Origin of the sequence: Mesorhizobium sp. ISC15 (assembly GCF_037162615.1) — a bacterium.
In the GTDB taxonomy this organism is placed as follows: domain Bacteria; phylum Pseudomonadota; class Alphaproteobacteria; order Rhizobiales; family Rhizobiaceae; genus Mesorhizobium; species Mesorhizobium mediterraneum.
On record NZ_JAVSPX010000001.1, the window covers coordinates 4,876,859 to 4,902,835 of the forward strand.

The 25,977-nt window shown below is 61.9% G+C and carries 26 protein-coding genes; 14 read left to right on the plus strand and 12 right to left on the minus strand.

All coding sequences use genetic code 11. The annotated features are described in order from the left end of the window. Positions 1 to 210 precede the first annotated feature (210 nt). Positions 211 to 1,785 (minus strand): trimethylamine methyltransferase family protein, encoded by a 1,575-nt coding sequence (locus RPG13_RS23430; RefSeq protein ID WP_095486699.1) that lies wholly within the window; start codon positions 1,783 to 1,785, stop codon positions 211 to 213. A 271-nt stretch (positions 1,786 to 2,056) separates the two neighbouring features. Between RPG13_RS23430 and RPG13_RS23435 the strand changes: the two genes are divergently transcribed. Then, positions 2,057 to 2,755, plus strand: coding sequence for a corrinoid protein (locus RPG13_RS23435; protein ID WP_095486700.1), 699 nt, complete (start codon positions 2,057 to 2,059; stop codon positions 2,753 to 2,755). Between the two features lie 201 nt (positions 2,756 to 2,956). Here RPG13_RS23435 and RPG13_RS23440 read toward each other — a convergent pair whose 3' ends face one another. Beyond that, positions 2,957 to 3,169: a hypothetical protein gene (locus RPG13_RS23440; RefSeq protein WP_095486756.1), complete on the minus strand. Its 213-nt coding sequence runs from the start codon at positions 3,167 to 3,169 to the stop codon at positions 2,957 to 2,959. Between the two features lie 274 nt (positions 3,170 to 3,443). Next, entirely contained in the window at positions 3,444 to 3,584 is a 141-nt protein-coding gene (locus RPG13_RS23445; RefSeq protein ID WP_095486701.1) for an entericidin A/B family lipoprotein, read from the minus strand. A 57-nt stretch (positions 3,585 to 3,641) separates the two neighbouring features. On the opposite strand from RPG13_RS23445, the gene RPG13_RS23450 reads away from it, so the two are divergent. Then, positions 3,642 to 4,268 carry a DUF1638 domain-containing protein gene (locus tag RPG13_RS23450; RefSeq protein ID WP_095486702.1) on the plus strand — a complete coding sequence of 209 codons (627 nt, stop codon included), beginning with the start codon at positions 3,642 to 3,644 and terminating at the stop codon, positions 4,266 to 4,268. Between the two features lie 8 nt (positions 4,269 to 4,276). On the opposite strand, the gene RPG13_RS23455 is transcribed toward RPG13_RS23450, so the two are convergent. Further along, positions 4,277 to 5,200 carry an NAD-dependent epimerase/dehydratase family protein gene (locus tag RPG13_RS23455; protein ID WP_095486703.1) on the minus strand — a complete coding sequence of 308 codons (924 nt, stop codon included), beginning with the start codon at positions 5,198 to 5,200 and terminating at the stop codon, positions 4,277 to 4,279. A 194-nt stretch (positions 5,201 to 5,394) separates the two neighbouring features. On the opposite strand from RPG13_RS23455, the gene RPG13_RS23460 reads away from it, so the two are divergent. The 10 genes from RPG13_RS23460 to RPG13_RS23505 all read left to right on the plus strand — a co-directional run bounded on the left by RPG13_RS23460 (position 5,395) and on the right by RPG13_RS23505 (position 14,617). Further along, positions 5,395 to 5,898 carry a DUF4893 domain-containing protein gene (locus RPG13_RS23460; protein ID WP_337126105.1) on the plus strand — a complete coding sequence of 168 codons (504 nt, stop codon included), beginning with the start codon at positions 5,395 to 5,397 and terminating at the stop codon, positions 5,896 to 5,898. 91 nt (positions 5,899 to 5,989) lie between these two features. Continuing rightward, positions 5,990 to 6,772 (plus strand): formyl transferase, encoded by a 783-nt coding sequence (locus tag RPG13_RS23465; protein ID WP_095486705.1) that lies wholly within the window; start codon positions 5,990 to 5,992, stop codon positions 6,770 to 6,772. 46 nt (positions 6,773 to 6,818) lie between these two features. After that, complete coding sequence (locus RPG13_RS23470; protein WP_245329949.1) at positions 6,819 to 7,730, plus strand: fatty acid desaturase; 912 nt, start codon at positions 6,819 to 6,821, stop codon at positions 7,728 to 7,730. A gap of 145 nt (positions 7,731 to 7,875) precedes the next feature. Further along, positions 7,876 to 8,178, plus strand: coding sequence for a virulence factor (locus RPG13_RS23475; RefSeq protein WP_095486706.1), 303 nt, complete (start codon positions 7,876 to 7,878; stop codon positions 8,176 to 8,178). After that, entirely contained in the window at positions 8,171 to 8,770 is a 600-nt protein-coding gene (locus RPG13_RS23480) for a methylenetetrahydrofolate reductase C-terminal domain-containing protein (RefSeq protein ID WP_095486707.1), read from the plus strand. Before RPG13_RS23475 ends, RPG13_RS23480 begins: the two co-directional genes overlap by 8 nt. Continuing rightward, on the plus strand, positions 8,767 to 9,858 hold the full coding sequence (locus tag RPG13_RS23485) for a methylenetetrahydrofolate reductase (protein ID WP_337126109.1): 1,092 nt from the start codon (positions 8,767 to 8,769) through the stop codon (positions 9,856 to 9,858). Before RPG13_RS23480 ends, RPG13_RS23485 begins: the two co-directional genes overlap by 4 nt. Before the next feature lie 79 nt (positions 9,859 to 9,937). Next, the gene (locus tag RPG13_RS23490) at positions 9,938 to 10,912 is read left to right on the plus strand and encodes a methyltetrahydrofolate cobalamin methyltransferase (protein ID WP_077383680.1); all 975 of its coding nucleotides are present in this window, start codon (positions 9,938 to 9,940) and stop codon (positions 10,910 to 10,912) included. Next, entirely contained in the window at positions 10,863 to 12,992 is a 2,130-nt protein-coding gene (locus RPG13_RS23495; protein WP_126107443.1) for an ASKHA domain-containing protein, read from the plus strand. The genes RPG13_RS23490 and RPG13_RS23495 overlap by 50 nt, the downstream gene beginning before the upstream one ends. Positions 12,993 to 13,185: 193 nt before the next feature. Continuing rightward, complete coding sequence (locus RPG13_RS23500; RefSeq protein ID WP_095486758.1) at positions 13,186 to 13,371, plus strand: hypothetical protein; 186 nt, start codon at positions 13,186 to 13,188, stop codon at positions 13,369 to 13,371. 262 nt (positions 13,372 to 13,633) lie between these two features. Next, the gene (locus tag RPG13_RS23505; protein WP_337126110.1) at positions 13,634 to 14,617 is read left to right on the plus strand and encodes an alpha/beta hydrolase; all 984 of its coding nucleotides are present in this window, start codon (positions 13,634 to 13,636) and stop codon (positions 14,615 to 14,617) included. 107 nt (positions 14,618 to 14,724) lie between these two features. Here the strand turns inward: RPG13_RS23505 and RPG13_RS23510 are convergent, their stop codons facing one another. Continuing rightward, complete coding sequence (locus tag RPG13_RS23510; protein WP_095486712.1) at positions 14,725 to 15,624, minus strand: LysR substrate-binding domain-containing protein; 900 nt, start codon at positions 15,622 to 15,624, stop codon at positions 14,725 to 14,727. A gap of 221 nt (positions 15,625 to 15,845) precedes the next feature. On the opposite strand from RPG13_RS23510, the gene RPG13_RS23515 reads away from it, so the two are divergent. Continuing rightward, positions 15,846 to 16,034, plus strand: coding sequence for a hypothetical protein (locus RPG13_RS23515; protein WP_127294378.1), 189 nt, complete (start codon positions 15,846 to 15,848; stop codon positions 16,032 to 16,034). Between the two features lie 158 nt (positions 16,035 to 16,192). Here RPG13_RS23515 and RPG13_RS23520 read toward each other — a convergent pair whose 3' ends face one another. Further along, positions 16,193 to 16,666 (minus strand): hypothetical protein, encoded by a 474-nt coding sequence (locus RPG13_RS23520; protein ID WP_337127101.1) that lies wholly within the window; start codon positions 16,664 to 16,666, stop codon positions 16,193 to 16,195. Positions 16,667 to 16,856: 190 nt separating this feature from the next. Here RPG13_RS23520 and RPG13_RS23525 point away from each other — a divergent pair, with 190 nt between their 5' ends. After that, positions 16,857 to 17,795 carry a GlxA family transcriptional regulator gene (locus RPG13_RS23525; protein ID WP_348627380.1) on the plus strand — a complete coding sequence of 313 codons (939 nt, stop codon included), beginning with the start codon at positions 16,857 to 16,859 and terminating at the stop codon, positions 17,793 to 17,795. 150 nt (positions 17,796 to 17,945) lie between these two features. Here the strand turns inward: RPG13_RS23525 and RPG13_RS23530 are convergent, their stop codons facing one another. The 6 genes from RPG13_RS23530 to RPG13_RS23555 form a co-directional block, all read right to left on the minus strand. Further along, positions 17,946 to 18,794, minus strand: coding sequence for a DUF1194 domain-containing protein (locus RPG13_RS23530; RefSeq protein WP_337126111.1), 849 nt, complete (start codon positions 18,792 to 18,794; stop codon positions 17,946 to 17,948). 120 nt (positions 18,795 to 18,914) lie between these two features. Continuing rightward, the gene (locus RPG13_RS23535) at positions 18,915 to 21,476 is read right to left on the minus strand and encodes a GcvT family protein (protein WP_337126113.1); all 2,562 of its coding nucleotides are present in this window, start codon (positions 21,474 to 21,476) and stop codon (positions 18,915 to 18,917) included. A gap of 277 nt (positions 21,477 to 21,753) precedes the next feature. Further along, entirely contained in the window at positions 21,754 to 22,983 is a 1,230-nt protein-coding gene (locus RPG13_RS23540; RefSeq protein ID WP_337126114.1) for a hypothetical protein, read from the minus strand. Positions 22,984 to 22,999: 16 nt separating this feature from the next. Beyond that, positions 23,000 to 24,472 carry an aspartate aminotransferase family protein gene (locus RPG13_RS23545; RefSeq protein ID WP_337126115.1) on the minus strand — a complete coding sequence of 491 codons (1,473 nt, stop codon included), beginning with the start codon at positions 24,470 to 24,472 and terminating at the stop codon, positions 23,000 to 23,002. A gap of 23 nt (positions 24,473 to 24,495) precedes the next feature. Continuing rightward, entirely contained in the window at positions 24,496 to 25,503 is a 1,008-nt protein-coding gene (locus tag RPG13_RS23550) for an NAD-dependent epimerase/dehydratase family protein (protein WP_337126117.1), read from the minus strand. After that, positions 25,500 to 25,946 carry an EamA family transporter gene (locus tag RPG13_RS23555; protein WP_095486719.1) on the minus strand — a complete coding sequence of 149 codons (447 nt, stop codon included), beginning with the start codon at positions 25,944 to 25,946 and terminating at the stop codon, positions 25,500 to 25,502. The genes RPG13_RS23550 and RPG13_RS23555 overlap by 4 nt, the downstream gene beginning before the upstream one ends. Positions 25,947 to 25,977 lie beyond the last annotated feature (31 nt).

The window sequence follows — 25,977 nt, forward strand, 5'->3', positions numbered from 1 at the left end:
TGTTACGGCTCACGAACGACTGGCGATATCGATCGCAACACCCTTGAAAACCTTCCTTCGAGCCATATCGGTCTCCGGGCAAGCGATGTCCGAAGACGTCGGAGGGGCGGACTCAAATCATCCCTTTCGGTCCGGGTCGGAGAAGGCGCTCCGCCAGACTTCCTTGTGGATGATGTTGGCGACTTTAGCCCCGCCTGACTCGGGCTCCTTTCAGGTGAAGGCGTCGGCCATTGACGCCTTTTTCCTGCCGATGAAATCCTTCAGCCCGTCGTCGATGCCCGGATCGAGATACGGCGCCTCGTAGCTTTCCAACCAGCGGCGGGCGAGTTCGTTGGCGCGCTGCGGCGCGGTCTTTTCGCCTTCGGCCAACCACTGCTCGTAGGAATTGTTATCGGCGATGTTGGAACGGTAGAAGGCGGTCTGGAAATTGGCCTGGGTGTGGTCACAGCCGAGATAATGGCTGCCTGGACCCACCTGGCGGATGGCATCCATCGCCTGGCCGTTTTCCGACAGGTCGACGCCTTCCGAGAACTTCTGCGTCATGCCGAGCTGGTCGATGTCCATCATGAACTTTTCGTAGCAGGAGGCGAGCCCGCCCTCGAGCCAGCCGGCCGAATGCAGCACGAAATTGGTGCCGGCAAGGATCGTCGAGTTCAGCGTGTTGGCGCTCTCGTACGCCGCCTGCGCGTCCGGGACTTTCGAGGCGCACAGCGAACCACCGGTGCGGAACGGCAAGCCGAGCCGGCGCGCGAGCTGCGCCGCGCCATAGGAAACCAGCGACGGCTCCGGCGTGCCGAAGGTCGGCGCGCCCGACTGCATCGAGATCGACGAGGCGAAGGTGCCGAACAGCACCGGTGCGCCCGGCCGGATCAGCTGCGTGAACGACGCGCCGGCCAGCACTTCGGCCAGAACCTGGGTCAGCGTGCCGGCGACCGTCACCGGGCTCATCGCGCCGGCGAGGATGAACGGCGTGACAATGCAGGCCTGGTTGTGGCGCGAATAGACCTTCAGCGCCCCCAGCATGGTCTCGTCGAACACCATCGGCGAATTGGCGTTGATCAGGCTGGTCAGCACCGTGTTGTTCTCGACGAAATCGTCGCCGAACACGATTTTTGCCATCGCCACCGTGTCCTCGGCGCGCTCCGGCGCGGTGACCGAGCCCATGAACGGCTTGTCCGAATATTTGATATGACTGTAGATCATGTCGAGATGGCGCTTGTTGACCGGCACGTCGACCGGCTCGCATACCGTGCCGCCCGAATGGTGGATCGACGGCGCCATATAGGCGAGCTTCACGAAATTGCGGAAATCCTCGATCGTTGCATAGCGCCTGACGCCGTCGAGGTCGCGCACGAAGGGTGGTCCGTAGACCGGCGCGAAGACGGTGGCGTTGCCACCGATCTGCACTGAGCGCTCGGCATTGCGGGCGTGCTGGGTATAGACGGACGGCGCTGTCTTCAACAGCGAGCGGCAGAGGCCTTTCGGGAAATGCACGCGCTCGCCCTTGACGTCGGCGCCGGCCTCTTTCCACAGCTGCAGCGCCTCGGCGTCGTCGCGAAAGATGATGCCGATCTCTTCGAGCACCGTGTCGGTGTTTTTCTCGATCAGCGCCAGCCCTTCCTCGTCCAGCACCTCATAGACGTTGATCTTGCGCTTGATGTAGGTGAGCTGGGTGCCGGGGCCGCCACCCGAGCGCGCTGCCCGCCGGGCAGCGGCACCACCGCTGGCGGCACGTCCGCGCCGCGCGTTTGACGCTTCCTGGTCGACCGGCGCGTTCTCACTCATGATCGTTCTTCCCTGACTTTTGTTCTGGCGTAATTGTTACGGCCGCATATTGCGCCTTCTGGCCGGATCGTAGCCATGCACCCTATTCGAAACGGCCCGCCAGCGCCAACGCCTGTCGCAAAATCGACAAGAATTCCAATAGATTTGCGGTCGCTTTCCTTTTGCGGGAAGTCGCAAATCAGCTATGGACGCAAGGCTGTAGCGGGTTAGGTATTGACGTGATATTTGAGGCCCCGCAACTGTATCCGTGCGGCAAGGAGCTGGATTAAAAATGGCCGACGACGAGATCATCCTTTCCGAGCTTTCCGACGACGAGCTCGTGCAGCAGATGCACGACGACCTTTATGACGGGCTGAAGGAAGAGATCGAGGAAGGCACCAATATCCTTCTCGAGCGCGGCTGGGCGCCTTACAAGGTGCTGACCGAGGCACTGGTCGAAGGCATGCGCATCGTCGGCGAGGATTTTCGCGACGGCATCCTGTTCGTGCCGGAAGTGCTGTTGTCCGCCAACGCGATGAAAGCCGGCATGTTCATCCTGCGTCCGCTGCTCGCCGCCACCGGCGCGCCTAAGCAGGGCAAGATGGTGATCGGCACCGTCAAGGGCGACATCCACGACATCGGCAAGAACCTTGTCGGCATGATGATGGAAGGCGCCGGCTTCGACGTCATCGACCTCGGCATCAACAATGCGGTGGAAAAATATCTCGACGCCATCGAGCAGCACCAGCCCGACATCATCGGCATGTCAGCGCTGCTGACGACGACCATGCCCTACATGAAGGTCGTCATCGACACGATGAAGGAAAAGGGCATCCGCGACGACTATGTCGTGCTGGTTGGCGGCGCGCCGCTCAACGAGGAGTTCGGCAAGGCCGTCGGCGCCGACGCCTATTGCCGCGACGCCGCCGTGGCGGTCGAGACCGCCAAGGACTTCATGAAGCGCAAGCACAACGTCCGCGCTTCGGCCTGAGCTGGCGAGGAGAAGACAGGAGCATCAGTACGGAAGCCCGTACTGATGCTATGATAAAGGCCGATGCGGCGCGTAACGCTGGCATGTCAAAACATTTAGTAAGCGACAGCGATCCGCGTAGCGAACATACCCGATGAAACCATTAAACGGGACGTTGAGCGCGGCAAGCCTTGCTCGGGGCGTTCGGGCGGGTTGAAACGCCTATTCTGACTCTTTCGCCTCTTCCTTTTTCAGGACCGGCGTGTCGGCAGTTGTCGTATTTGCAATGCTTGCGACTTTGGTTTGCTGATCTACGCTTGCAGCTTTGGTTTGCTGATCTACGGAAGCCGTCGTTTTGGTGTGGCCAACACATTCCGCTGCGGCGCCGGACACAGAAAGGCCCAGAGCGGCGACAACTAAGAGAGCGGTCTTCATCGTAAGGCTCCTAGTTTCGTTGTTAAGGGTACTAGAAAAGGGTAACGGCATATCCCCTGCTCGAAAAGTCAAATTTTCGTGCCTGCCCCCGAAGAAAACAATTGCAACAGGCGGACACGACGTCCGCGCCTCGGCCCGATCTCGGCGAATTCGGCATGCACACTAAACCGAGTCGCGCCTTGCAGCGCGACTTTGCTGTTCCCAGATGTTACAAGGACTTAACGCGCATCGCTTGAACTACGTTGATCGCGATGCGCGTTGATGAGATTGCGGATCAGGGATTCTCGACGGTGTCCTCAACCGCGTTTGCTGTCGATTTGACGTCCTTGCCGACGCCGCGGACGGTGTTGGCGCAGGCCGAAAGTGCCAGGGCGCAAGCGAGAATGGCAATGGGTGTAAGGCGCAACAGTTTCATGGACGGTGTCTCCCTCGTTCGATAGATTCGAAACAAATAGCAACGAAACCCGGTTCTATGAGCGCCGTGCAAAAACTACAACCCGATCAAGGCGACAGGCTGCTCGTCATCGCCTGCGGGATGATTGCGCGCGAAGTTCTGGCCGTCAAGGAGCAGCTGGGGCTCGACCATCTCGACCTGACCTGCCTGCCGGCGGAGTTCCATTTCTACCCGGACCGCATCGCGCCGGCCATGGACAAGGCAATCGAGAAGGCCAAGGCGGATGGCTATAGAAACATCTTCGTCGGCTACGCCGATTGCGGCACCGGCGGCCTGCTCGACCGCGTCTGCGAGAAGCATGGCGTCAAACGCATGGCCGGGCCGCATTGCTTTGCCTTCTACCAGGGCATGGACGCCTATGCGAAGGTCGCCGATGACGACATGATGTCGTTCTACATGACCGACTTCCTGTGCCGCCAGTTCGACGCCTTCTTCATGAAGCCGCTCGGCCTCGACAGGCATCCGGAGCTGATCAAGGACTATTTCGGCAATTACGAGAAGCTGATCTATATCGCCCAGACCGACGATCCGGAACTCGACAAGGTCGCCGAGAAGGCCGCGAAAATGCTCGGCCTCGCTTATGAGCGCCGCTCGACCGGTTATGGCGACCTGACGGCGGAGCTGGCCAGCGCCGCACACGGCTGACCGTTCGATCAGGCGGTCCCTTCTTCCGCTGCAAGCGCGGCGAGCACATCGGCAAAGCTCGTCTTGCAGACGAAGCCCAGCCTGTCCCTCGCCCGCGAGGCGTCGTAGACACGGTCGATCGAGGAAAACATCGTCCAGCCTTTCCGCGCATAGAGTGCCGGAAATTCCGGAAAATAGCGCGCCACGACGGACGGTGCGTCGGCGATCAATGCCTCGCAATCGTCGGGTCGGAACGGCGTTGGCGCTGAGACGATGACGATGTCGAAGCCTAGCTGTGGCGCCTTCTCCAGCGCCGCGGCATGAGCCTCGGCGGCATCTTCCACGGTCAGCCGGCGAAACAACAGCTCATTGGCCTTGATGTTGGCGTCCGACTGCTCGATCGCATGCCCCATGTCGTCTGCTTCGGGAAAAAACCTTGCGGTGCGCAGCACGATCACCGGCAGTCCGGACTGAATGTGATAGAGGCGGCAAAGATGTTCGGCCGAAAGCTTGGTGACGCCGTAGATGTTGCGCGGCTCGGGCGACATGTCTTCCGTCAACCAGGCGGCCTTGCGCGCACCGCCGGTCAAGCCGGCGCGTATGGCTTTCGAGATCATCAGCGAGGTCGTCGACGTGAAGACGAAGCGCTGAATGCCTGATGCCACCGCCGCGTCGAGCAGGTTGAGCGTGCCGCGCACATTCGTCTCGATGAAATCCTCATTACGTTGGTGTTCGATGTCAGGCTTGTGCAGCGCGCCGCTGTGGATGATCGCCTCGATGTGATTTTTGCTGACCGTCCGCATGACCAGATCACGGTCGGCGACCGAGCCGATCACCTGCGTTTGCACCGACGGGACGGGATCGAGGCCGACGAGGTCATGGCCAAGGGCCCGCAGGCGCGGCGCCAGCGCGCTGCCCAGCCAGCCTGACGATCCCGTAAGCAAGATCCGCATCGGCGAAACCACGAATTTTAACCTGGCCGCTGTTAAGCACGGATGACAGGCCTCCGCGAACGGGTAAGTTATGTGCCAAACGAGAAAACAGGCTGTTCCAGCCATCGACCGGGAAACGCACCGATGATTGCTCGCCTCTTGATTGCCGCCGCGGCGTTGTCTGCTTCGCCCTGCCCGCGCTCGCCGATGGCGAGGTGCAGAAGCTGATCACGCCCGCCGACAAGGTGAGGCTCGACAAATATGATGAGACGCGTAAGGCCGCCCTTGATGAAGCCAAGGCCGGCGACGCCGCCGAGGTCAAGCAGCTCGACGCCTTGCTGGCAAAGCCGCTGGTCTCGTTTTCCGACAAGGACCTGACCGGCAACTGGCAATGCCGCACCATCAAGGCTGGCGGACTAAGCCCGCTCGTCATCTATGGCTGGTTCAAGTGCAAGGTGAGCGACGATGGTTCGGGCTGGATGCTGGAAAAAATCACCGGCTCGCACCGCACCAAGGGCCGTTTCTTCGACGACGGCGAAAAGCGCTCGATCTATCTCGGCTCCTTCTCCGTCAACAACGATCCCGCGAAACCCTATGGCAGCGGCCCACAAAGCGATCAGGTCGGCTACGCCTTTCGCAACAGCGTCAACGAATGGCGCATCGAGTTCCCGGCGCCCTATCACGAATCGAAGCTCGACATCCTTGAATTCAAGCGCTGAGCCTGCGGCCCTGGTTCCGATCACCAAGGATTAACCCGGCCGGCCTAGCATCTCGCCCGCTGAGAGCAGGTCTTTTCGGGGCGGCACAAACATGGAACCGTTGAAATCAAATCCGCGGCCGATCGTCGTCGTCACCGAAGGCGGTCCGCATATCTGGGCCATCGTCAACGCCATCTCTGACCGACTCGGGCCGGTGAGCGTCATCCTCGAAAGCCCTGAATCCAAAAAGCAATTGCTGCTCGGGCGCGCCCGGCGCCAAGGCTGGCTACAGGCCATCGGGCAGCTCGGCACAATGGTGCTGACGCGGCTCGGCAAGCGGTTTTTCGCCGGGCATGCAGCCCGCATCATCGCCGAACAGAAGCTGCAGACGGAATCAAAGCCCGGACAAGCGATCATCCACGTTCCCTCAGCCAATGCGCCGGAGTGCCTGCAGGCGATCAGGGAAATCCAGCCCGGCGTCGTGCTGCTCGCTGGCTGCCGCCTGCTGTCGAGGCAGACACTTGCCAGAATTCCTTGCCCGGTCCTCAATTACCATGCCGGCATCGCTCCGAAGTATCGCGGCATGAATGGCGGCTACTGGGCGTTGGCCTCCGGCGATGCGGAGAACTTCGGCACCACCGTGCATTTGGTCGACGCCGGCGTCGACACCGGCGGCGTGCTGCGGCAGGTGCGCGGCAAGCCTGAGGCAGGCGATACGATTTCAAGCTATGCGCTGCGGCAGGCGGCATTCTCACGCGACATCTGCGTCGAGGCGGTCAGGGATGCGCTGGCCGACAAGCTTGCCACCTCAGATCCCGGCCTGCCTTCCAAACAATGGTATCATCCGACGATCTGGTTCTACCTCTGGACCGGCGTAAAAACCGGCGTCTGGTAAGGAGCGCCGATTTACCGGACAGCGCCTCGGCGATAAGCTTGCAGGCATGAGCGAAATCGACCACCGCACCATTATCGCCGGTCTGTCGGTCGAGGATCGTCGCGACCTCACCGCCAAGCTGGATAGGCCCGGCATTGTCCGGCTGGCTGTCCATGGCGGACTGGTTGTCGTGCTGGGCGCGATGATCACCGCCCGCATCCCATTCTGGCCCATTATCATGCTGCCGCAGGGGATCCTGATCGTCTTCTTCTTCACGCTGTTGCACGAGACCATCCACGAAACCGCTTTCAGGACAGCGTGGCTCAATCGCGCCATCGCCACCGTGACCGGCTTCCTGATCCTGCTGCCGCCGGTCTGGTTCCGCTATTTCCATTTCGCGCACCACCGACACACGCACGATCCGGACAATGATCCCGAACTCATGAGCCCGAAACCGGAGACCATCGCCCAGTATTTGCGCTATCTCTCCGGCCTCCCCTATTGGATCGGCATGGCGCGCGTGACTGTCGTCAACGCCGCCGGCCGCAACCGCGACGGCTTCGTGCCGGAAAAGGGCCGCGACAAGGTGATTTCGGAAGCACGTTGGTTCCTGATCGCCTATGCGGTGCTGCTGGTGGCCTCGCTGGTCGCGCAGTCGGCGCTGCTGCTGTGGGTCTGGATTGTGCCGGTGCTCGTCGGCCAACCCTTTTTGCGGGCCTATCTGCTGGCCGAGCACGCACTGTGCCCGCATGTCGCCAACATGCTCGAAAACACCCGCACCACCTTTACCACAAGGCTTGTGCGCTTCGTGGCGTGGAACATGCCTTACCATTCAGAGCATCACTGTTATCCGGCCGTTCCCTTTCACCGCCTGCCGCGCTTCCACCAGATCGTCGCCGAGCATCTGCGCACGACCGAGCGAGGCTACGTTCGCTTCCACAGGAAGCTCGTCGGCAGCTTCGATCGTCGCGGCGGCTGATCCAAACCAAGCCAAGCATCGAAAATTTCCACCTTTCCTTTTGCGCCCTGCGATTGCGTCGCTTTTGAATGCGCGCGCGTCGTCCCATAACAAGCAGCCCAACAGCGCTTCCGGCAATGCTCGGAACACGAGGAGTAAGAAATTCATGGCCGATCTGATCGTCGTCTACTGGCGCGACATCCCCGCGCAGGTCATCGTCAAGAAGGGCCGGCAGAACGCCAAGCGCGAACTGCCGCTGCGCTTCACCGAGGCGATCGACATGTGTGCGATGCGCACCGGCGCCGGCGGTACCGACGACTACCTGGCCGAATGGCGCAAGGCCGACCCCGTGCCGGTCAGCGACGATCTTGAAGGCGAGGCTGAAAAAGCCTTTCAGGATATCGACGCGAAATACGACCGCGAGCGGCTGGTCGCTCTGGTCAAGGCGGGCGGAAAAGAAGATGCCTGAACCAACCCCGGCGGTTACCCAGGCCACTTTGGTCAAGAAGGCGGCGCCGAAATCCGACTACAAGCCGGCCGACGTGTCGCCGCAGCGGCGCGTGCAGCGCTCGTTCGCGGTCAGGCTGTGGTCCGTGCGGCATTCGCGATTGCTCGAATGGTTCTACGCCAGGTTCGCCGACATGTTCTTGACTCTCCACCCGCTGTGGAAGGGCATCGGTTACGGCCGCGTCGAAGCCCCGATCAAATTCGTCGAAAAACGCGTCAAGGGTTTTATGTTCGATTGCCGCATGTGCGGCCAGTGCATCCTTTCCTCCACTGGCATGTCGTGCCCGATGAATTGCCCCAAGCAATTGCGCAACGGCCCTTGCGGCGGCGTGCGTGCCAACGGCAATTGCGAGGTCGAGCCTGATATGCCCTGCGTCTGGGTCAAGGCCTGGGAAGGCTCACGCAACATGAAGCATGGCGACAAGATCCTCGACGTGCAGAAGCCGGTCGACCAGTCGCTGCGCGAGACCTCGGCATGGCTGCGGGTGACCGCGCAGGCCGCAGCCGCGCGCGAAGCCGCCCGTAACGCTCCGAAGACCGGGGCACCGACATGATCGGCCGCCAGCGCGACGAGAACCCGGCCGGCATTCATCTGCCGCTTGAGCCCCTGCCCGGCCACACGTCGCGCGGACGCTTGGAGCGCGTCCTGAGGCGCGGTGAGTTCGCGGTGACCACCGAGCTCAACCCGCCCGACAGCGCCGATCCGGAAGATGTCTACAACCGCGCCAAAATCTTCGACGGCTGGGTTGACGCCATCAACGCCGTCGACGCGTCGGGCGCCAACTGCCACATGTCCTCGGTCGGGATCTGTGCGCTGCTGACCCGCATGGGCTATGCCCCGATCATGCAGATCGCCTGCCGCGACAGGAACCGCATCGCCATCCAGGGCGACGTGCTGGGCGGGGCGGCGATGGGCGTCGCCAACATGCTGTGCCTGACAGGCGACGGGGTCCAGGCCGGCGACCAGCCCGGCGCCAAGCCGGTGTTCGATCTCGACTGCATGTCATTGCTGGAAACCTGCCGCATCATGCGCGACAACGGCAAATTCCTGTCCGGCCGCAAGCTGACGACGCCGCCGCAGCTTTTCCTCGGTGCGGCGATCAACCCGTTCGCGCCGCCGATCGATTTCCGCCCCTACCGGCTGGGCAAGAAGATCGCGGCGGGCGCGCAATTTGTGCAAAGCCAATACTGTTTCGACGTGCCGATGTTTCGCACCTACATGCAGCAGATCCGGGATCTCGGTTTTACGGAAAAATGCTTCATCCTGTGCGGCGTCGGACCGCTGGCCTCGGCCAAGACCGCCAAATGGATCCGCTCCAACGTGCCGGGCATTCATATCCCCGATCAGATCGTCAAGCGGCTGGAAGGCGCCCAGGATCAGAAGAAGGAAGGCAAGCAGCTCTGCATCGACATCATCAACGAGGTGAAGGAAATTCCCGGCGTCTCCGGCGTCCATGTGATGGCCTACCGCCATGAGGAATATGTCGCCGAGATCGTCGATGAATCGGGTGTGCTGAAGGGTCGCCAGCCCTGGAAACGCGAAATCCGCCGCGACGACCAGCTCGTCGCCGACCGTCTAGACCACATATTGCACGACGAGATCACCGAAACGCAGGTCGACATGGTCAAGACTGCGCATTGATGGCGCGGACGGTCACCATTCGCTTGATCGAGATCAGAAACGATATAAAGAAGTCTTTATATCACGACGGAGAGATTTCATGACCCGGACGATCGTCGCCTCGGCGACACGAGAAATCATTATCGGCTTTGACCAGCCCTTCTGCGTGATCGGCGAACGCATCAATCCGACCGGGCGCAAGAAGCTCGCCGCCGAGATGATCGCGGGCAATTTCGACACTGTCATCAGGGACGCGCTGGAACAGGCCGCCTGCGGCGCGACCATGCTCGACGTCAATGCAGGCGTGACCTCTGTCAATCCGAACGAGACCGAACCCGGCCTGCTGGTGCAGACGCTGGAGATCGTGCAGGGACTGGTCGACCTGCCGCTGTCGATCGACAGTTCGGTGACCGCCGCGATCGAGGCGGCGCTCAAGGTCGCCAAGGGCCGGCCGCTGGTCAACTCCGTCACCGGCGAGGAAGAAAAGCTCGAAGCCATCTTGCCGCTGGTCAAGAAATACAACGTTCCGGTGGTCGCCATCTCCAACGACGAGACCGGCATTTCGATGGATCCGGACGTGCGCTTCGCCGTCGCCAAGAAGATCGTCGAGCGCTGCGCCGATTTTGGCATTCCAGCGCATGATGTGGTCGTCGACCCGCTGGTCATGCCGATCGGCGCGCTGGGCGATGCCGGCCGCCAGGTCTTTGCCCTGCTGCGCCGCCTGCGTGAAGAGCTCAAGGTGAACACCACCTGCGGCCTCTCTAACATCTCGTTCGGCCTGCCGCACCGCCACGGCATCAACGCCGCCTTCATCCCGATGGTGATCGGCGCCGGCATGACCTCGGCGATCATGAACCCGGTGCGACCGCAGGAGATGGAAGCGGTACGCGGCGCCAACGTGCTGAACGGCACCGACGAGAACTGCACCAACTGGATCAGGACATACAAGGACTACAAGCCGGCCGAAGGCGGCCAGGCGATCGCAGCGCCGACGCAAGTCAACGCGCCGGGCGAAGGCAATGGCAATGGCGGCCGCCGGCGCGGTGGCCGTGAAGCCCGTATGGCCCGAGGATAAGCGCGCAATCGTGAACTCTCCTGCCAACATCACCGATCCGCTCGTGCTGTTCATGCCGTCCGGCAAGCGCGGGCGGTTTCCGGTCGGCACGCCGGTGCTCGACGCCGCACGCCAGCTCGGCGTCTATGTCGAGAGCGTGTGCGGCGGACGCGCCACTTGCGGACGCTGCCAGGTCGAGGTGCAGGAAGGCAACTTCGCCAAGCACAAGATCGTTTCCTCCAATGACCACATCTCGCCCAAGGGCGCCAAGGAAGAGCGCTACGAACGCGTGCGCGGCCTGCCCGAACGGCGCCGCCTGTCCTGCTCGGCGCAGATCCTCGGCGATCTCGTCGTCGACGTGCCGCAGGACACGGTCATCAACGCGCAGACCATCCGCAAGGACGCCGACACCAGGGTCATCGCCCGCGATTCGGCAATCCACATGTGCTATGTCGAGATTGAAGAGCCCGACATGCACAATCCTTCAGGCGATCTCGATCGCCTGAAGATCGCGCTGATGAAGGACTGGGGGCTCAAGAGCCTCGATTTCGACTTCCATCTGTTGCCGCAGGTCCAAGGCATCTTGCGCAAAGGCAACTGGACCGCGACCGCCGCGATCCACAAGGATGCCGACAGCGAGACCGCGCGGGTCATCTCTTTGTGGCCCGGTCTCAAGAACGAGGCCTACGGGCTCGCCTGCGATATCGGCTCGACCACCATCGCCATGCATCTGGTGTCGCTGCTGTCGGGCCGCGTCGCCGCCTCGTCTGGCACGTCGAACCCGCAGATTCGCTTCGGCGAGGATCTGATGAGCCGCGTCTCCTATGTGATGATGAACCCGGACGGCCGCGAGGGCATGACGGTCGCTGTGCGCGAGGCGATCTCGGGTCTCGTCGACAAGGTCTGCGCGGAGGGCAACGTCCAGCGCAACGACATCCTGGATTCCGTCTTCGTCGGCAATCCGATCATGCATCACCTGTTCCTCGGCATCGACCCGACCGAACTCGGCGGCGCGCCCTTCGCGCTGGCCGTCTCGGGCGCCGTGCACATCAAGGCGTCGGATATCGGCCTGAAGCTCAATCAGGGCGCCAGGCTCTATATGCTGCCTTGCATCGCCGGCCATGTCGGCGCCGACGCGGCTGCGGTGACGCTGTCGGAGGGTCCGCACCGGCAGGATGAGATGATGCTGATCGTCGACGTCGGCACCAATGCCGAGATCGTGCTCGGCAATCGCCAGCGGGTCGTGGCGGCCTCCTCGCCCACCGGCCCCGCCTTCGAGGGCGCGGAAATCTCCGGCGGTCAGCGCGCCGCGCCCGGCGCCATCGAGCGCGTCCGCATCGATCCCGACACGCTGGAGCCGAAATACCGCGTCATCGGCTCGGAACTGTGGTCCGACGAGCCCGGCTTCCTCGACAGCGTGCAGGCGACCGGCGTCACTGGCATCTGCGGCTCCGGCATCATCGAGGTGGTTGCCGAGATGTATCTGGCCGGCATCATCTCCGAGGACGGTGTCGTCGACGGCAGCCTCTCCGCCCGCTCGCCGCGCGTCACTGCCAGTGGCCGCACCTTCTCCTATGTGCTGAAGGAAGGCGAGCCGAGGATCACCATCACCCAGACCGATGTGCGCGCCATCCAACTCGCCAAGGCCGCCCTTTATGCCGGCACCAAGCTGTTGATGGAAAAGCAGCACACTGATCATGTCGACCGCATCCATTTCGCCGGCGCCTTCGGCTCCTTTATCGATCCGAAATACGCCATGGTGCTGGGACTGATCCCCGATTGCGATCTCGACAAGGTCTCGGCCGTCGGCAATGCCGCCGGCGCCGGTGCGCGCATGGCGCTGCTCAATCGCGGCTATCGCCGCGAGATCGAGGAAACAGTGAGCCAGATCGAGAAGATCGAGACCGCGCTGGAGCCGAAATTCCAGGAACATTTCGTCTACGCCATGGCGCTGCCGAACAAGGTCGACCCGTTCCCGAAACTGTCGGCGGCGGTGAAGCTGCCACCGCGCAAGACGGTCAGCGAGGACGGCATTGCCGGCGATGCCGCCCCGCGGCGACGTTCGCGCGAAGGCCACGCGGCACGGCGCGGCCGGGGGTAACATCCCGCCGGCGAAAGCTGCATTTCGCCCTCATTATTCTCGTTTGCATGCAAATGTTTCCGGATCAGCCCAAACTGAAACAAGGCGCTGTTTTCGTGTAATCCACCAGATACATGTGCGGCGCATTTAACCGGCATCGAACGGCAGGCAGGAAATAACTTTCGGCCGCCGCAGCACTCCAAAGGAGATGAAGATGTCGATGTTCGAAAGCCTCGGCCGCTATGGTATGGCCATCAGGAATGCACACAAAAGAAACAGGTCCGTCCGGGCGCTGAACAGCCTGCCGCCCGAAATTCAGAGGGACATCGGCTGGCCCGTGTCGCCGCGCGAAGACCCGCAGGTCACCTTCTCGGCTCTGCTCCTGGGTTCGGCGCGCTGATGACCTTCGCCGACAAATGCAAGCTGCTGGCCAAGCGCCGGAGCCGTCATGCGGCTCCGGCGGCAAGCGACCGTCGACTGCGCGCCGCACTGCTGCCCCGGCGCTGAGCATTGCAGCGAGCCAGACTGGACGCTGGCCTTGATTGCCAGCCAGATCACACCGCCGTGTTAAGACTGCGCAAATCTTGACATTTTGGGCGAAGGCACGATCTTCGATAGCGAGGGGTTCTCTTAGTCGGCTCAGCCGAAGTCCGTGTGTCCGCATGCCAAGTCTCAAAAGCCACGTCGTGTCCTTCGTGCTCAGGCATAGCCGCAAGCAGGCCTTTTCCAGCCCGGAAAACCTGCAGCGCTGGATCGCGTATGCGCGCAAGACGGAGAATCATCAGCCGCCCGCACCGCTGCGATCGCGTTTCGAGATCACGACGCGCAGCGTGGTCGGCTTTCCCGTCTACGAGATCGCGCCGAAGGCCGGTGTGCGAAAGCGGATTCTCTACCTGCATGGCGGCGCCTATGTCTTTCAAATCACGTCCTATCATTGGGGGCTGATCGCCGATATGGCCGACCGGCTGGGCTTCGGCATTACCGTGCCGATCTATCCCATTGCTCCCGAACACGATTTCCACGCCATGTTCGGCATGGTCGGCGAGGTCTACCGTCAGCTGCTCGACGAAACGGAAGCGCAGGATATCGTCTTCATGGGTGATTCCGCCGGCGGCAACATGGCCGTGGTGCTGACCATGATGGCCGCAGAAGACGACCGGCCCTTACCGTCGCGCCATGTGCTGATTTCGCCCGGCCTCGACTTGTCGCTCGCCAACCCCGAAGTGTTCGAGGCGGAACGCTACGATCCGTGGCTGGGAATTCCGGGCGGGCTGGAGGCGGTCCGGCTCTACAGTGCCGGCATAAATCCCAGTGACTGGCGCATCAGCCCGCTTTACGGCGACCTCTCGGTGTTGCCGAAAACGCTGCTTCTGACCGGTTCGCGCGATATGCTAACCCCCGACAACCTGATCTTCGCGCAAAAGGCCCGTGCCGCCGGTGTCGAGATAGAGGTCGTGCACGAGCAAGGCATGTTCCATGTCTGGCCACTGATCGACATGCCAGAAGCGCGGCGCGCGCGGGACAGCATCGTGACGTTCCTGACCAGCGACACCGAAAGCTATCACGCCAAAGCCGGCGAATTGGCACTGCAAAGGACAGGTCGTGGCGACCCCGCTCACGACTTGGCTGCGCCGTTGAGGTCGTAGCTAGAGCATTTTGCAGCCAAACGTCTTCGTTTGGCGTCCGACAAAATGCGTTAAAACAAAGACTTGGAGCGCGGTTTTGGTTCCACCAAAACGCAAAGCGCTCTAAGTCAGAACTTGCCGGTTTCCCTGAACACCTCGAAGGTCGCACGGATGTGGTCGGCGACCGCCTTCACCGGCGCGCTGGCGTCCGGCGCCACGACCATGGCCAGATTGTAGGTGCCGATATCCGGCATGCCGTCCTTCGGGCAAAGCTCAACCATCTCGCTGCCGAGGAACGATTTCGGCAGCGGTGCCACCGCGAGATCGGACATGATCGCAGCGCGCTGGCCGGCCGTATGCGCGCTCATATAGGCGACGCGATAGTTGCGGCCCTCACGGCCGAGCGCTTCGAGTGCCCCGGCCCGCCAGGCGCAACCCTCTTCCCACAATGACACCGGCAACGGCTCGCGCAGATGCGCGCAACCGCCCTTGGCGCCGGCCCACACGATCGGTTCGGTGAGCAGCACCTCGGCGCCGAGCGCGCTGGTCTTATAGGAATTGGTGAGTAGCGTGATGTCGAGCGCCCGGTCGTCCATGCGGCGGCGCAGATTGATACTCTGGTCGATGGTGACGTCGACCGCGATCGAGGGGTGCGACTGCGCAAAACGCTTCAGCACATGCGGCAGCACGCGCTCGCCATAGTCATCCGGCGAGCCGAGCCGCACCACCCCGACAATATCGGGGATGATGAACTTGGACACCACCTCGCGGTTGATCGACAACAGCCGGCGGGCGTAGCCGAGCAGCATCTCGCCATCAGTGGTCAGCGTCACCGAGCGCGCGTCGCGCGCGAACACAGAGCGACCAAGAATGTCCTCAAGCTTCTTGATCTGCATGGAAACAGCCGATGGCGTGCGGAAGACGGCATTGGCCGCCGTGGTGAAACTGCCGGTCTCGGCGATCGCTACGAAGGTGCGCAAAACGTCGAGATCGAGCAGCGGCAACGGATGATTGAGTGGGGCGTTCATCGGGATCGACCTTCAATTTTTCTGATGCAAACCATCATTCCATTTCGTTTGATTGAACATCACTTTGGGAGGATAGTCAACTCCATCGAAGGCAGACGTACCGAAGGCCGCCTTGAAACGACTGTGACATTGATCTGCAATCGACACGAAATGAAGCTGAAACAAACCTGAAGTAGCTCTCATACGGGGCAAACTTCCGGCCCAACGCAAAGGAGAATGAAATGTCCATCCTGTCATCCATCGGCCGCATCGCGACCGAATTCAGCGCGGCCCGCGCCCGCTACCAGACCGAACGCGCCATCCGCTCTCTGCCGATCGAACTGCAGAAGGATATCGGCTGGCCCGAAGCCGCCGACACCAAGACCAGCACGCGCTATGGCGTCGGATCCTGGGCTGGTGGAGCAAAATAGATCGTGTGTATTCAAAGCTGAAGGCCTGCCGCGCAGACGCTGTCCGGCAGGCCTTTTTATTTGTAGTCAAATGACTTTCCGAGCCATGTCGCCGCTGCATGGCGCATATGAACGGGCTGCATAGCAGCCGACATTTCGAACTAACGCCTTGTAAGTGATCATAAATCTTGGGCGGAATGCCCAAATATGTCGCATTCCGTGTCGCTTTTCATATCAAGTGCTTCGCTTTTGCGATTTAGTTTCCCCTCACGTAAGCCTATATCAACGCCAGCAAACGAGCTGCCCCACTCCATCAAGCGAAGGCGACCCGTCTGAGCAACCGAATGGAGATGATCATGAAGCTTTTTGCCCGCCTTTTCGCTCGCCGTGAAATGAACCTGACGACCGCGCTCGAGCGCCAGCGCCTTGCCAACACCATGCCCGGCCAGACCGGCGCCATGGCCGCCGCGCGTCTTGGTTTCGTCGCCTGATCTGACAAGCTTGCGAGCAGCGCTTCTTTCTGCTGCTTCGAAATTGATCACAGCGCCGCTTCGGTCCTGCCGAGGCGGCGTTTTGTCGTGCGCCGACCACATCCGGCATATGTGCTCAATCCGGCAGCATGTTGGATCCGTCACCGCATAGCGATTGCCCATTTGCGACCCATGTCGCAAATAAAGTCTTTCCGTTGCCGCCTAGCCAATTGACAGGAAAGGTTTTTCCTGATGTCGCTATGCTGATCGCGACATCCTGTTCGCGCCATTGCAGCGTGAGGGCTACCCTGTGAACGTCGTAAATCATCCGATCAAGCGATCGTTTGTGTTCTTCCTGGTCCCCGATTTTACCATGATCGCTTTTGCGACGGCGCTCGACCCGTTGCGTTCGGCCAACAGGATGCTCGGCTACGAGGCCTATCGCTGGCGACTCGCCAGCATCGACGGCAAGCCGGTGCGCGCCTCGAACGGCGTCGAATGCGCCGTCAACACCTCGCTGGAGGACGAGCGCAAGAAGATGTCTGGCCCCGAACGGCCGAACATGGCGGTCGTCTGCAGCGGCATCAATGTCGAGCGCTACCAGAACAAATCGGCCTTTGCCTGGCTGCGCGAGGAATACAACCGCGGCGTCGCCCTCGGCGGCCTGTGCACCGGCGCACATATATTGGCCGCCGCCGGCCTGTTGTCCAATAAGCGCTGCGCCATTCATTGGGAGAACCTGCCGGGCTTTTCCGAGGCGTTCCCGAAGGCCAATGTCTTTGCCGACCTCTTCGAGATCGACCAGAACATCTACACCTGCGCCGGCGGCACTGCGGCGCTCGACATGATGCTGAAGCTGATCGGCGACGATTTCGACGACAATCTCGTCAACCGGGTGTGCGAGCAGGTGTTGACCGACCGCGTGCGCAGCCCGACCGATCGTCAGCGCCTGCCTTTGCGCGCGCGCCTTGGCGTGCAGAACTCCAAAGTGCTGACCATCATCGAATTGATGGAAGCAAACCTGTCCGAGCCGCTGTCGCTGATCGAGATCGCCGATCATGTCGACCTGTCGCGCCGGCAGATCGAGCGCCTGTTCCGCACCGAGATGGGCAGATCCCCTGCCCGCTACTATCTGGAAATCCGGCTCGATCGGGCCCGGCACTTGCTGATCCAGTCATCGATGCCGGTGGTCGAGGTGGCGGTCGCTTGCGGCTTTGTCTCTGCCTCGCATTTCTCCAAATGCTACCGCGAGCTCTATGCGCGCTCGCCGCAGCAGGAGCGCGTCGACCGCAAGCAGTTGCTGGCCGCGTAAACAGCCAACATCTTGCACGCGTAGCCTCTGGCGGGGAGCGCTTGAAATCTAGAGCAATTCCAGGAAAAGTGCGAACCGGTTTTCCGTCCGGAATTGCGCAAAAACAAAGAGATAGAGCGGTTCGGCGTTTCCGTGAAACGATGAAGCGCTCTAGCGGCTGTCGTACATCCAGCTTCGGTCGCGCCACATTTTCTCGCCGACCTGGCAATCGGTGGCCGGCTTGTCTTGCGCCAGCACCACCGGCGGATGCGCGACTTCGTCCGCCGCCCATTGCGGTGAGGCAGACCCGGCAAGCTCGAGCACCAGCTTGCGGCGGATCGCTTCGGGAAACTGCGTCCACTCATTGACCGGGATCATGAACGCGCCGGGCCCACCGATGACGCAGTCGGTGTAGTAGCGGTCGAGATAGTTGACGTCGTAGACGCTGGTGAAGCCGCTTCGGGTCATCAGCGGCAGGCCATTGATGGTGATGCCTTGCTTGACCAACCCGTCACGAACCACGTCGACGGGAGCACCTTGATTGTTGGGGCCGTCGCCTGAAATGTCGATGACGCGCTTGACGCCCCGAAAGCCGCTTTCGGCGAAGAGATCGCTGCCGAACTGCAGGGCACCGGAAATCGAGGTGCGCCGGGCGCTGTTGGGCGCATGGGCGGAGAGCTGCTCGACCACCCGCTCGGCGTCGGCACGATTGGCGATCACCGTCCACGGCACGATGACATGCTGCCAGGTCGTGCCGGCCCATTCGACATAGGTGACGGCGATCTTGCCATAGGCGCCATCGGCTATCGCCTGCAGCACCGTGTCGTGCGTCAGCGCCGCCACATAGCCGCGACGCTGGATTTCGAGCTCGGCCGGCGACATCGAAAGCGAAACGTCAACGGCAAGAACCAGCTCGACGTCGACCGGCTCAGCGGCGCGGGATTGCGGCGTCAGCCAGGGGACCAGCGTCAGCGCAGCGGCAGCAGAGAGGAGATGTCTTGCGCGGGGAAAAGCAGACATGCCGCAAGGTAAGCGAGAATCGTCGCGTCACAAAGCGAAAAGCCCAGCGCTGGGCTGGGCTCTTGCGTTCACGTTTTTGCGAGGCCACCCCATTGTAGCGGCCCGGCAAGTCATCATCGCTCAGCTGCGCGGATTGAGATTCTCCGGATCGTAGAGCGGCTTGTAGCCGACAGCGGCCACCTCGACCGGGTATGTCTCGCCGAAATACTCGACATTCAGCTTGCGGCCCTCCTGGCAATACGCCCAGGGCAGATAGGCGAGCGCAATGTTCTTGCCGATGGTCGGACCATAGGCGATCGAGGTCGTGAAGGACCGGCGGCCGAGTTCGTCGACCAGCGTCTCGCCCGTTTGCGGGTCCATCACCGGCATCGTGCCGACCGGATAGCGGGCAACCCCCTTGGGATCGACATTGTCCGTCATGACGAGCGTGCAAAGCATGGCCGGCTGATGCGCTCGGGCGCGATATTCCAGATGCTTTGCCTTGCCGCTGAAATCGGCCTCCTTGACCTTCGGGCGGGCAAGATCGGCCTCCAGCAGATTGTACTCCGTCAGAAGATCCGCGTTCTGCAGGCGCAGGCTCTTCTCCATGCGGCGGCTGTTGGCATAGGTCTCGACACCAAAAGCCATCACGCCGGTCGAACGCAACGCGTCCCAGACGGCCAGGCCGTCTTCGTATCGCATATGCAGTTCCCAGCCCTGCTCGCCGACATAGGAGATGCGGAAAGCGGTCACGTCCTTTCCGGCAATCCTGACAGGCTTGATCGCTGCGAAGGCAAAATTCTCCGGCGTCAGCCCGTCCGGGTTCTCAACGACCTTCTGCAATGTCGACCGCGCGTTCGGACCCCAGATGCCGATGGTCACGTATTTTTCAGTCACGTCCGTGATGGTGACATCGAAGCCTTTGTCTTTTGCCGTCCGCCGCATGTACTGGAAGTCGCGCGGGCCGGCATCGGCGCCGTCGATGACGCGGCAGCGGTCGGCCATGCGGATGACGGTCAGGTCGGCGCGCACCATGCCCTCGTCGTCGAGGAAGTGGGTATAAATGCCCTTGCCGATGTTGGTATCGCCGCCGATCTTGGCCGCGCACAGCCACTCCATCAGCGCAACATGATCCGGGCCTTCCACGTCGTACATCGCGAAATGCGATAGGTTGACGATGCCGCAATCCTCGCTCATGGCGAGATGCTCGGCATTTGAGACGCGCCAGAAATGGCGGTTGTCCCACTCGTTTTCACGGACCGGCACCCGGTTGCCGTATTTATCGAGCAGGTGCTCGTTGGCGGCATAGCCATGCGCGCGCTCCCAGCCGCCCAGTTCCATGAAATAGCCGCCGAGCTCCTTCTCGCGCTCCCAGAAGGGCGAGCGGCGCACGTCGCGAGCCTTAGAGAAGGGCTCACGCGGATGGACCGCCGGATTGTAGACCTTCATCGCCGTTTCGGTGCAGCGGTCCCAGATGAACTGCTCTTGCGTCTGGTGTGGATAGAAGCGCGAGTAGTCGATGGCGTGGTGGTCGATCGACGTCCGGCCGTCGGTCATCCAGTCGGCGATGAGCTTGCCCATGCCGGGGCCGTCCTTGACCCAGATCGCGACGGCATACCAGAGGCCGCGCACCTTCTGGCTCTCGCCCATAGAGGGGCCGCCGTCTGCCGTCACCTGCAGAAGCCCGTTGAAGGAATGGCTCTCATTGTAGCCCAGTTCGCCCAGGATCGGCGTCAGTTCCATGGCGCGCTCGAGCGGCGCCAGGATCTGTTCCATGTCGAGGTCGCGCTGCGAGGGCGAAAGACGGGCCTGGTTCTTCTCCAGAAGGTCGCGCGGATGGCAAAGGCGCGGATTGGTCTCTTCGTAATAGCCCCACTCGATCTGCCCACCTTCGGCGGTCTTGGGATCGCCGGTGTCTCGCATGTAAGCCGAATTGCCCTGGTCGCGCAGCAGCGGCCAGCCGATCTCCTTGCCGGTGCCGGCGAACTCGGTATACGGCCCGAAGAAGGTGAGCGGATGATCGATCGGCATCACCGGCAGGTCCTCGCCCACCATTTCCGCGATCAACCGGCCCCAGATACCCGCGCAAACAATCACGTAGTCGGCTTCGATTGTGCCGCGATCGGTCACCACGCCTTTGATGCGCCCCTTCTCGACGATAAGCGACTTGGCCGGTGTGTTCGCGAAGGATCTGAGCTTGCCGGAGGCTTCCGCCTGGTCGACCAGCTTGCCGGCGACTGTTTGCGAGCGCGGGATGACGAGACCGGCATCGGGATCCCACAGGCCGCCCTGCACCATCTCTTCTTCGATCAGCGGGAATTTCTGCTTGATCTCGGCCGGCTCGATCAGGCGGGCGCGCGTGCCGAACGCCTTTGCCGAGGCGATTTTGCGCTTGATCTCCGCCATGCGATCGTCGTCGCCGACGCGGGCGACCTCGAGGCCGCCGATGCGGGCGTAATGGCCCATCTTCTCGTAGAAATCGATGGAGTAGAGCGTCGTCCAGCAGGACAGGAAATCATGGCTGGTCGTGTAGCAGAAGTCGGAGGCGTGCGCTGTCGAGCCGATGTCAGTCGGGATGCCTGATTTGTCGATGCCGACGATATCGTCCCATCCGCGCTCGATCAGGTGATGGGCGACCGATGCGCCGACAATGCCGCCCAGCCCGACGATGACGACCTTCGCCTTTTCCGGAAATCCTGCCATTGCCCGCGACTCCAAAGTGCTGTTGCAGGCGCCGGCGCCCGCTTGACCGGCGCACAATATGCAGGCGACGGCCATCGTGCTACCGCCTGTTTGCGACACGCCGCAGGTGCGGCGCGACCCGGACGCATAACGCCGAAAAATCGGAATCGATTTTCGCTGGGATCATGCGCAGAAAGAAGTTCTACGGCGTCCTTTGCGCGTCCAAAGGACGCGTGGCACTGCAGTTGAGATCAGCGGCTTCAAGCGACAATGATGCGCGCCGGGCTGGAGACGGAACTCATGGTTTATCGCCCGGAATGACGTGCAACACTGCGGCTCGTCGCCCTTTGATGCTCGTCCACAGCGCCATGAATGGACCAGCGAGCAGCAGAAACGGCGGAATCAGGTTGGGAAAGTAGATGCGGGTGTCGTGGATCGGGAAGACGGTGAACTTGGCCAGCACGCCGAGCACCAATGCCGCGAACAGGATTCCGGCGCGGCGGTCGAGCTTGAAGCCGGCGCGGCTTGAGGCATACCACCCCGCCAGCGCCAGCACCGAGACGCCGATCCAGCTGTTGAGGCTGACGGCGCGGACCAGGGAGGCGGCAAAGGCCCGGAGATAGGCGACAACCGAGAACGGTGGATCGAAGCCGTCCATATTGTAGTGCTGCTCGATGCTGGAGAACCACAGATGCGGCCACCAGCCGGGATGCTGCGCCCAATGCGAGATGGCGAAATAGGCGACCAAGCAGGCGGCAAAGCCGGCCAGCGCGCCCCACGCCTTCTGCCGGAAGGCGACCAGTAACATGGCGAAGATGGCAAGAAAGACGACGTTGTCGGGCCGCGCCATGAAGGCGAGAAAGAGCAAGATTGCGGTGGCCACCTCGCGGCCGCGCACATACGCAAAAAGCCCGCCGAGGAACAGGGCCGAGCACAGCAGATCCGGCGTAGCGGCCCGCGCTACGTCGCCGAATTCGGCCGTGATCAGCACCGCGCCGGCGACCGGCGCCAGAGCCAGCGCGCCTTCCGCACGCAGCCAGAACAGCGTGATCGCGCCGAACAGCAGCACCGACAATACCTGTAACAGCCGCATCGCATCGATCGGCGACATCACCGAACTGGTTATCGAAAGGATCTCGGCGTAGAGGAACTTGACCCGGTACATGCCGAGCAGAGAATGGAAGTCGGCGGCGTTGCCGGCCATATGGCTGCGGAAGCCGCCGCTGTCGTCCGTCAGTGTCTTGTATTCGCCAGCCGACACACCGTCCTTGACCGTGCCATAGGCATAGTCGTGCAGCGCCTGCACATCGGGGTAGGTGCCTTCCTCGGCGATCGCCAGATAGGGCAGCATGTCCCAATTGGCGTCGGGCATGAACCATGCCGTCACGGCCGTCAGAAGGATGTAGAGCGCAAAGGCCGCCGCCCCGATCGGTGCGGCAAGACGCGCATAGGTGCCCTCGCCCCACGCCAGACCGGCCTCGGTGAGCCGGTCGAGCAGGTTTGGCGGAACGGGGGATTTGGTCAGCATGGTTTCGCTCAGCAGCCTAGCGGACCTGGCTTTTGACGAAATCCTTCACGATCGACACGATGCCGCGCGACAGCAGGCTGTCGAGCGCCTCGACGAAGCGGTCGACATGTTCGCGCTGGCAGATCAGCGGTGGTTCGAGGCGGATGACGTTGCGGTTGTATTCGGTGAAGGCGACGAGCACGTCGTAGTCGCGCAGCAGCAGCGCTCCGACGAAACCGGACAAAGATCCCTTCAGCTTGTCGTCAAGCACGCTGACCACAGGCCGCAGCACCATCGGCAAGGTCTGCGAAAAGTCGTGGAATTCCAGCCCGACCATAAGCCCCTTGCCCCGCACGTCCTTGATGATCTTGGGATATTTCTCCTTGAGCGCTTGCAGCCGTTGCAGGAGGTAGTCGCCGGTCATCGCGGCGTTGTCGATCAGTCCCTCGTCGTAAAGCACGTTGAGCGCCTCGATCGAGGTGACACAGGCCTCGCCCATGCCGCCGAAGGTCGCCATGGCGTGGATCATCGCCGTCTTCGGCGTGCCATAGGCCTTCATGTAGACCTCGCGCCTGGCGATCATCGCGCCGACTGCGGCCTTGCCGCCGCCGAGCGACTTCGCCAGCGCCGTCACATCAGGAACGACGCCGTAATGCTCGAAGGCATAGAAACGGCCGGAGCGTCCATAGCCGCACTGCACCTCGTCGGCGACCCACAGCACGCCATACTGATCGCAGAGCGCGCGCAACTTCTGCCAGTATTCGGCAGGCGCCTGGATGATCCCGCCGCCGCCCTGGATGGTTTCCAGCACGATGACGCCGACCTCGGGATCGGAGCGGAAGGTGCGCTCGACCGCCTCGATGTCGGCGAACGGGATACGCACGACATTGTCGGCGACCTTGAAGTCGGCGCGGTAGAGCGAGCCGTCGGTAATCGCCAGCACACCCTTGGTCTTGCCGTGGAAGGAATTCTCGGCATAGACGACCTTCGGCCGCTTCGGGCCGGCGGCTCGCTCGGCGAGCTTCACGGCCGCTTCCATGGCTTCTGAGCCGGACGAGCCCAGAAACACCATGTCGAGATCGCCGGGCGAGCATTTGGCGAGATTGTGCGCCAGGGCCGCCGCATATTGCGACATGAACGCGATGGCGATTTCCTGCCGCTTCTCATCCTGGAATTTCTTGCGCGCTTCGAGAAGGCGCGGATGATTGTGGCCGAAGGCCAGCGAGCCGAAACCACCGAAGAAATCCAGGATTCTGCGGCCGTTCTGATCGATGTAGAACATGCCTTCGGCACGCTCGATCTTGATCTTGTGGAAGCCGAGCAGCTTCATGAAATGCAGCTGGCCGGGGTTGAGGTGCGCCTTGAACAGGTCGGTCATGCGCGCGACGTCCATCGTCTTGGCCTGCTCGACGCTGATCAGATCGGGCTTGACGGTGGTGGCGGGCGAAAGCGCCGGCGCGCTGACCGTGGCGCGCGCAGTCGTGTGGTCTGGCTTGGTCATGACGGTCATCTCAAGAGTCTCCTGCTGGCCCTTCACTCGGCGGGCACATGTTTGGCGGCGACGGCATGGCCGTCTTTCTTGGCGCGATATTCGCTGTAGGCGGCGATCAGCATGTCCTCGTCGCGATATTGCGGCACCCAGCCGAGTTGGCGCTCGGCCCTGGACACGTCGAGCACGCAGTCCTCGTCGGCGATCAGATACTGCTCCGGATCCATGATCGGCATGTTCAAGAGGTCGAGCAGGTCGAGCGTGCGCTTGACCGCCCAGCCCGGTGTCGGAATCAGGATCGACTTCGAACCGGCATGCCTGATCAGATCGCCGAGCAGTTTCCTGACCGGCGGCGGATTGAGCGAGCCGAGATTATAGGCCTCATCAGGCACGCCCGCCTTCCAGGCGGCGCGCGCGGCCTCGGCGCAGTCGAACACCGAGATGAACTGATAGGGGTTCTTGCCCGAGCCGATCATCGGCACCGGAAAGTTCCAGTCGATCAGCTTGAACAGTTTCTCGAGGATGCCGAGGCGGCCGGGGCCGATGATGAGGCGCGGCCGAAACAGCGAGATCGACATGCCGCGCTTGCGCCATTCGGCGGCCAGTTCCTCGGTCTTCTGCTTCGACCAGCCATATTCGCCGAGCGGCGCGACCGGATGGTCCTCCGTCATCGGTTGTGTGACCGTGTGGCCGTAGATCATGTCGGTCGTGTAGTGGACGAGCCTCGGAGCACCGGCCTTGTCCATCGCCTGCAGGATGTGCTCGGTGCCGTGGAAATTCACCGGGAAGAAGAACTCGTGGCGTTTGGCGCGGACCTGGATCGGCGACAGCATTTTCGCCGACAGATTGTAGACCATGTCGTCGGCCTTCAGCCCGACCGAAGCGACCGAGGCCGGATCGGTGACGTCGCAGCTGATAGTGCGGACCGAGCGGTAATGCGGCAGATCGCTTTTAGCGATATCGGCGACAACCACCTCCTCGCCGTCGGCCAGAAGTTTCGGGGCAAGGTGGCGGCCGACGAAACCGTCACCGCCGAAGATCACATGTCTCATCGAACGATCCCACTGTGAATCTTGTCGGACGAAAGGGAGGCCGTTTCCTCGTCATGCCCGCGCCCACCCAGATCCCGGCCACTTTGCGCGATCAGCACCGTGCCGACGCAGATGAAAGCGATGCCGGCGATACGCCAGCCATTGAGGTCCTCGCGGAAGACGAAATAGGCGAAGATCGCAACGGCGACATAGGCGAGGCTGAGGAATGGGTATGCGAAACTGAGCTCGACCTTGGACAGCACATAGAGGTGCGACGCCATCGAGATGACGAAGGTGCACAGGCCGAGGAAAACCCACGGGCTGAAGACGATCTGCAACAGCTTCAGCAATGGATTGGTGCCCTCGAAGGAAATCTGGCCGAGCGACATCATGCCCTGCTTCAGCATGAGCTGCGCAGCGGCGTTGGTCATGACCGTGAATAGAATGAAGACGATGTATTTCATGTCTTTTCCAGCAACCCTTCCTCGTTCTATT

What these genes read in the sequence shown, in the direction of transcription:
- RPG13_RS23430 (WP_095486699.1), bottom strand. Translation starts at nt 1,785, where the DNA reads ATGAGTGAGAACGCGCCGGTCGACCAGGAAGCGTCAAACGCGCGGCGC.
- RPG13_RS23435 (WP_095486700.1), top strand. Translation starts at nt 2,057, where the DNA reads ATGGCCGACGACGAGATCATCCTTTCCGAGCTTTCCGACGACGAGCTC.
- RPG13_RS23440 (WP_095486756.1), bottom strand. Translation starts at nt 3,169, where the DNA reads ATGAAGACCGCTCTCTTAGTTGTCGCCGCTCTGGGCCTTTCTGTGTCC.
- RPG13_RS23445 (WP_095486701.1), bottom strand. Translation starts at nt 3,584, where the DNA reads ATGAAACTGTTGCGCCTTACACCCATTGCCATTCTCGCTTGCGCCCTG.
- RPG13_RS23450 (WP_095486702.1), top strand. Translation starts at nt 3,642, where the DNA reads ATGAGCGCCGTGCAAAAACTACAACCCGATCAAGGCGACAGGCTGCTC.
- RPG13_RS23455 (WP_095486703.1), bottom strand. Translation starts at nt 5,200, where the DNA reads ATGCGGATCTTGCTTACGGGATCGTCAGGCTGGCTGGGCAGCGCGCTG.
- RPG13_RS23465 (WP_095486705.1), top strand. Translation starts at nt 5,990, where the DNA reads ATGGAACCGTTGAAATCAAATCCGCGGCCGATCGTCGTCGTCACCGAA.
- RPG13_RS23470 (WP_245329949.1), top strand. Translation starts at nt 6,819, where the DNA reads ATGAGCGAAATCGACCACCGCACCATTATCGCCGGTCTGTCGGTCGAG.
- RPG13_RS23475 (WP_095486706.1), top strand. Translation starts at nt 7,876, where the DNA reads ATGGCCGATCTGATCGTCGTCTACTGGCGCGACATCCCCGCGCAGGTC.
- RPG13_RS23480 (WP_095486707.1), top strand. Translation starts at nt 8,171, where the DNA reads ATGCCTGAACCAACCCCGGCGGTTACCCAGGCCACTTTGGTCAAGAAG.
- RPG13_RS23485 (WP_337126109.1), top strand. Translation starts at nt 8,767, where the DNA reads ATGATCGGCCGCCAGCGCGACGAGAACCCGGCCGGCATTCATCTGCCG.
- RPG13_RS23490 (WP_077383680.1), top strand. Translation starts at nt 9,938, where the DNA reads ATGACCCGGACGATCGTCGCCTCGGCGACACGAGAAATCATTATCGGC.
- RPG13_RS23495 (WP_126107443.1), top strand. Translation starts at nt 10,863, where the DNA reads ATGGCGGCCGCCGGCGCGGTGGCCGTGAAGCCCGTATGGCCCGAGGAT.
- RPG13_RS23500 (WP_095486758.1), top strand. Translation starts at nt 13,186, where the DNA reads ATGTCGATGTTCGAAAGCCTCGGCCGCTATGGTATGGCCATCAGGAAT.
- RPG13_RS23505 (WP_337126110.1), top strand. Translation starts at nt 13,634, where the DNA reads ATGCCAAGTCTCAAAAGCCACGTCGTGTCCTTCGTGCTCAGGCATAGC.
- RPG13_RS23510 (WP_095486712.1), bottom strand. Translation starts at nt 15,624, where the DNA reads ATGAACGCCCCACTCAATCATCCGTTGCCGCTGCTCGATCTCGACGTT.
- RPG13_RS23515 (WP_127294378.1), top strand. Translation starts at nt 15,846, where the DNA reads ATGTCCATCCTGTCATCCATCGGCCGCATCGCGACCGAATTCAGCGCG.
- RPG13_RS23520 (WP_337127101.1), bottom strand. Translation starts at nt 16,666, where the DNA reads ATGGGCAATCGCTATGCGGTGACGGATCCAACATGCTGCCGGATTGAG.
- RPG13_RS23525 (WP_348627380.1), top strand. Translation starts at nt 16,857, where the DNA reads ATGATCGCTTTTGCGACGGCGCTCGACCCGTTGCGTTCGGCCAACAGG.
- RPG13_RS23530 (WP_337126111.1), bottom strand. Translation starts at nt 18,794, where the DNA reads ATGTCTGCTTTTCCCCGCGCAAGACATCTCCTCTCTGCTGCCGCTGCG.
- RPG13_RS23535 (WP_337126113.1), bottom strand. Translation starts at nt 21,476, where the DNA reads ATGGCAGGATTTCCGGAAAAGGCGAAGGTCGTCATCGTCGGGCTGGGC.
- RPG13_RS23540 (WP_337126114.1), bottom strand. Translation starts at nt 22,983, where the DNA reads ATGCTGACCAAATCCCCCGTTCCGCCAAACCTGCTCGACCGGCTCACC.
- RPG13_RS23545 (WP_337126115.1), bottom strand. Translation starts at nt 24,472, where the DNA reads ATGACCGTCATGACCAAGCCAGACCACACGACTGCGCGCGCCACGGTC.
- RPG13_RS23550 (WP_337126117.1), bottom strand. Translation starts at nt 25,503, where the DNA reads ATGAGACATGTGATCTTCGGCGGTGACGGTTTCGTCGGCCGCCACCTT.
- RPG13_RS23555 (WP_095486719.1), bottom strand. Translation starts at nt 25,946, where the DNA reads ATGAAATACATCGTCTTCATTCTATTCACGGTCATGACCAACGCCGCT.